The organism is Nitrosophilus sp. (assembly GCF_982775275.1).
In genome coordinates this window covers 1-4,933 of sequence record NZ_CEXZHP010000117.1, presented here as the reverse complement: position 1 = coordinate 4,933, position 4,933 = coordinate 1, and the positions used below count along the sequence as shown (strand labels likewise).

Genomic DNA, 4,933 nt, shown 5'->3' with positions numbered 1-4,933 from the left:
GGTTATAGAGGTATTGAGAAACGAGTAGAGTCTATTTAAATATCTTAAAAGGCAGCTCTAAGGTCCTTTTTATAATATTTACTGGAGCTTTGATCGTCTCTTGAGGGAGTTTTGTTGAAATTTTTGGTTTTACTAAATCTCCTTCAATTTTAAGGACTGTCGATATTTTTCCCTCTTTCCCAAGAAGTATATATCCTGCAATTGGAATTTTTTTGATTATATCTGTTACCTTTTTTAATGTTTGGAGTTTTAGCTTCATATTTATAGTATTTTTTTTCAAATCTATCTCTCCAATTCCCTCTACATTCATGCTTTTACCTATAAATTTTAATGAATCTATATTTAAAATGGAATCTTTCAGCCTAAAATCTATTTCACCTTTTTTAACTTTAAATCCTTTAGTGCTATATCCTGGATCGCTAAAAGTTACAAGAGCGGGAACGGTGTTTAAAAAGGCCATTATATTGTTTATTAGAGCAAGATCTTTTAGATTGGCGTTATAAAACCAAGCCTTTCCTTTTAAATTCTCTATATTTCCTTTTGCTTTTAAAAAATATTTGCCTCCTTCGATTCCGTAAATATTAAAAAAACTTTTTATGAAGCGATCGTTTAAATTTTTGGCCGATATTTCAAAATCCTCACTTTTGCCAAAAATTTTAATATTTGAGTTTTTATAGATATTTTGAAAAACAAAATCTTTTTTCTCTTTTTTTAAACTAAATTTTTCAGAAAGCATTTTATGGCCGTTTATGATTATGTTGGCGTTTTTCCCATAAACATAAAATCTATTTTGATTGGTTTTTTGTTTGATTTGATCCTTTTTTAAATATATATCATAATCGTTTATATAAATTTGCAAAAAATTAATATATTTAAAGACTATTTTTTTATTTATAAAGATTTTTGTCTCTTTTTTTGAAATTGTTCCTTTAAAATTAAATATTTTTATAAAATTTCCTTTTTTATCGGCCAATATTTTATTATCTTTTTTTATTATGCCTTCTACATTAAAAATTTTATAATCTTTTGTTTCTATTTTTAGATTTCCGTTTTTAATATCAGCTTTTTTTAAAGGAGTCGAAAATTTTTCAAGATTTTTTATATCTTTTATAAATATAGAGATTTTGTCCGGATATATTTTGATCTTGCTGTTTAGATTTTTAAGATCGATTTTTGTATATTTTGAATTTTTAAAATCTATATACATATACTCTTTTAAATTTTTTATATCTAAAATGGGGTTTTCGTTAAATTTCAAGTTTAAATTCAAATCATTGAGAGTAATTTTTGCGATCTTCTTATCAAAAAAGATCTCTCCAAAAGCCTTTGTTTTTATAAAATCGTCTATATTTATAAAGGAGTTTTTTATAATTAAGCTGTTGTTATGCAAATTTAATACAGCATTTTTAACGCCTAAATCGATTCCAGAGATATAAATTTGGCTATCTTTTGTAGAAAAATAGCCCTTTACATCTAAATCCCCGGTTTTAAAAATTACTCTAATTTTAACAAGAGCATTTGTGAAACCTTTTTTTTGAATAATAGGCAATTTTATATCATAGGCTAAAAGCAGATTTTTTATTTCGTTATCAACAGGTGTTTTAGTTTTTATAACAATATCTATATATGAGTTTGGTTTTGTTAAATTTTTTATAACTACATAACTGCCTTTTAGATTTTTATTTTGGTATTTGGGATTGAAAAGTTTAAAATATAAAGAGTCGTTTTTAAATTTTATTTCGATTTTTTCACATTTTACTCTTTTTGCTTTTGGATTAAATCTTATATAAGCATTATTGGCGTATGCTATGCCTTCTATTTTATTTGGATCATAAAAATTTTTTTTATTTATATCAAAATCGGCTTTTAAATATTTTAATTTATATTTTTTTGCAACTATATATTTATATATCCAATTTTTAATCTCTTTATTCAAAGTAAATTTTTCTGTTATATCTTTTAAATTATCGTTAGTAAAATAGTCGCTATCAATAAAAAATAAAAGTCTATTTTTTATCAAAGAGGTTTTTATATCTCCTTTTATATCTGAGATATTATATTTGCCTTTAAAACTAAAAAAGCCTCTTTTTAAATCAAATATGGCGTTTCCATCGGCAAAAAAACCAAAATCTTTATAAAAAAATTGAGGAATATGTGCAAATATTTTACTATCTTTAATTTTTAATTTTGCGCTAAATTGATATTTGTCCGTATCGATAAAATATATTTTATCAGTGTATAAAAAAGTAACATGATAATTTAGAAAATCTATATTTTTTATATTTACCTCTTGAAAGAATTTAGGTAGATATTTGAAACTTTTTATAAAGTTTTCTATATCTTTTTTTCTATTTTTCTTTTTCTCTTTTTTTATATTTAAACGGTCTATTTTTAAAATAAGTTTTTTATCATATTTTAGATACAATTTTTCTATTTGGATAAGAGGAAGTTTAATATAATCGATTTGAATTCCCTCTTTCAAAAAGAGATAAAATATCGACATAAGCAGGAGAGAAGCTATAAAAAAACTTGCAAAAATTTTAAAAATATTCGAAGTTATTTTTTTAACCATATTGATACTTTCATACTATCTTGCAATTCCCATAAAATCAACTAAAGTTGTATATATACCAAAAGGTAGTATTAATAAGATTATATCATACCTTATCGATAAAAATTTTGAATTAACCAGACTTGACTCAATTTTTGTAAGATTGATAGGTAAACCCCAATCTGGTTGGATAGATATCTCAAAAACCACACTTAGCAGAGGAGATTTTTTATACAAATTAACTTCCGCAAAAGCACCAATATTTAAAATATCTTTGATTCCTGGAGAGACAACCCAGATATTTTTAGAAATTGTTAGTGAAAGATTAAATTTAAATATTGAAAAATTAAAAAAATATTACGATATTTACGCACCATACCCAGATGGGGTTTTAATACCCGATACATACTATATACCAAAAGGAATAGATGAAAAACATTTTATATATTATATGGTAAGTTTTTCACTAAAAAGACATAAAGATTTGGCGATTAAATTTTTTGGAAAATTTGATCAAAAAAGATGGTTTGAAAAATATATAACCATTGCATCAATTATCCAAAAAGAGGCTGCAAATGATAGTGAGATGCCGCTAATTAGCGCGGTGATTTATAATAGATTAAAACTTGGTATGCCTCTTCAAATGGATGGGAGTTTAAATTATGGTAAATTTTCCCATATCAAAATTACCCCAAAAAGAATAAAAGAAGATAGATCCAAATTTAACACTTACAAATATAAAGGCTTACCTCCATATCCAGTCTGCACCGTAAGTTTAAATGCTATAAAAGCAGCTATTTTTCCGGCAAAAGTTGAATATCTTTATTTTGTAAAAGGCAAAAATAAAAAGCATATTTTTAGTAAATATTATAAATCTCATCTAAAAAACATAAAAGCTGTGAAAAAATGAAACAAAATCTTCAACAAAAAAAATAAAAAATAATAATTGATAAAAATTAAATCAACAAATTGTTACTATTAGAATACTTAATAACCTAAACTTTAAAAAGGAGAGAAAATGGCAAAAATAGTTTGGACAAAAATAGATGAGGCTCCGGCTTTAGCAACTTATTCACTTTTACCAATAGTAAAAGCGTTTACAAAAGATGCAAACATAGACTGGGAATTAAGAGATATTTCACTTGCTGGTAGAATTATCGCTGAATTTAGCGATAGACTTCCTGAAGATCAAAAACAGTTTGATGAACTTGCCTATTTGGGCGAGCTTGTTTTAAAGCCTGAAGCCAACATCATAAAACTTCCAAATATTTCAGCTTCCGTTCCGCAGTTGGTAGCGGCTATAAAAGAACTGCAATCACAAGGATATGATCTTCCAGATTATCCAGAAGAGCCAAAAACCGAAGAAGAGGTTGAGATTCAACAAAAATATTTAAAATGTGTCGGATCAGTAGTTAATCCGGTTTTAAGACAAGGAAACTCTGATAGAAGATTAAGTGAAGCAGTTAAGCAGTATGCAAAAAAGCATCCACACAAAATGAAAGATGTATCTCCAGATAGCAAAAGTTATGTTGCCCATATGGATAAAAACGACTTTTATCAAAATGAGCAATCTTTTATTAGCGATAAAAACCAAACTGTAAAACTTGTTTTCGAATCAAAAGATGGAAGCAAAAAAGAGGTATTAAAAGAGGTTGATGTATTAAAAGGTGAAGTATTTAGCGCTGCATCTTTAAATAGAAAAGAGCTTAGAGATTTTTATGAGTGCGTAATAGAGGATGCAAAAGAAAAAGATATACTTTTTTCTCTACATGTAAAAGCTACTATGATGAAAATTTCAGACCCGGTTTATATCGGGGATGCTATTAGAGTATATTATAAAAAGCTTTTTGATAAATTTGGAAAAGAGTTGGAAGAGATCGGCTTTAATCCAAACAACGGATTAGTAGATCTATATAATAAACTTGAAAAACTTCCCGAAGGAGTTCAAAAAGATATAAAAGATTGTATAGATGAGATCTATAAAGAGCAGCCAAGAATGTATATGGTTGATAGTGATGCGGGTATTACTAACCTACATAGACCAAATGATGTTATTATAGATGCTTCAATTCCTGCTGTTATAAAAAATGGTCTAAAAGGTTGGGGACCAAGTGGAGAAGTTGAAGATTGCGTTATTACCGTTCCAGATAGAACATATGCAAGAATGTATAAAAAAATTGTTAGCGATATAGTAAAAAATGGACAGTTTGATCCTGCAAAAGTTGGAACCGTTCAAAATATCGGTTTAATGGCCAAAAAAGCTGAAGAGTATGGAAGCCACGATAAAACTTTCTTTCCGCCAGAAGATGGATATATAAAAACGATTGACGAAGATGGAAACATCTTAATGTGTCATGAAGTAGAAGAGGGTGATATCTGGAG

Annotated in this window: 3 protein-coding genes; 2 read left to right on the top strand and 1 reads right to left on the bottom strand. The window is 27.0% G+C overall.

Features of this window, described 5'->3' with window-relative positions:
• Positions 1–31 precede the first annotated feature (31 nt).
• A complete protein-coding gene (locus AC30RD_RS06350) occupies positions 32–2,572 on the bottom strand; it encodes a YhdP family protein (RefSeq protein ID WP_489493533.1) in 2,541 nt (846 codons plus the stop codon).
• Between the two features lies 1 nt (position 2,573).
• On the opposite strand from AC30RD_RS06350, the gene mltG reads away from it, so the two are divergent.
• Both mltG and AC30RD_RS06340 read left to right on the top strand, forming a co-directional pair.
• Positions 2,574–3,461, top strand: a complete 888-nt coding sequence (gene mltG, locus AC30RD_RS06345; protein WP_489493532.1) for an endolytic transglycosylase MltG — start codon at positions 2,574–2,576, stop codon at positions 3,459–3,461.
• 108 nt (positions 3,462–3,569) lie between these two features.
• The coding region (locus tag AC30RD_RS06340) for an NADP-dependent isocitrate dehydrogenase (protein ID WP_489493531.1) at positions 3,570–4,933 on the top strand (1,364 nt) is incomplete at its 3' end.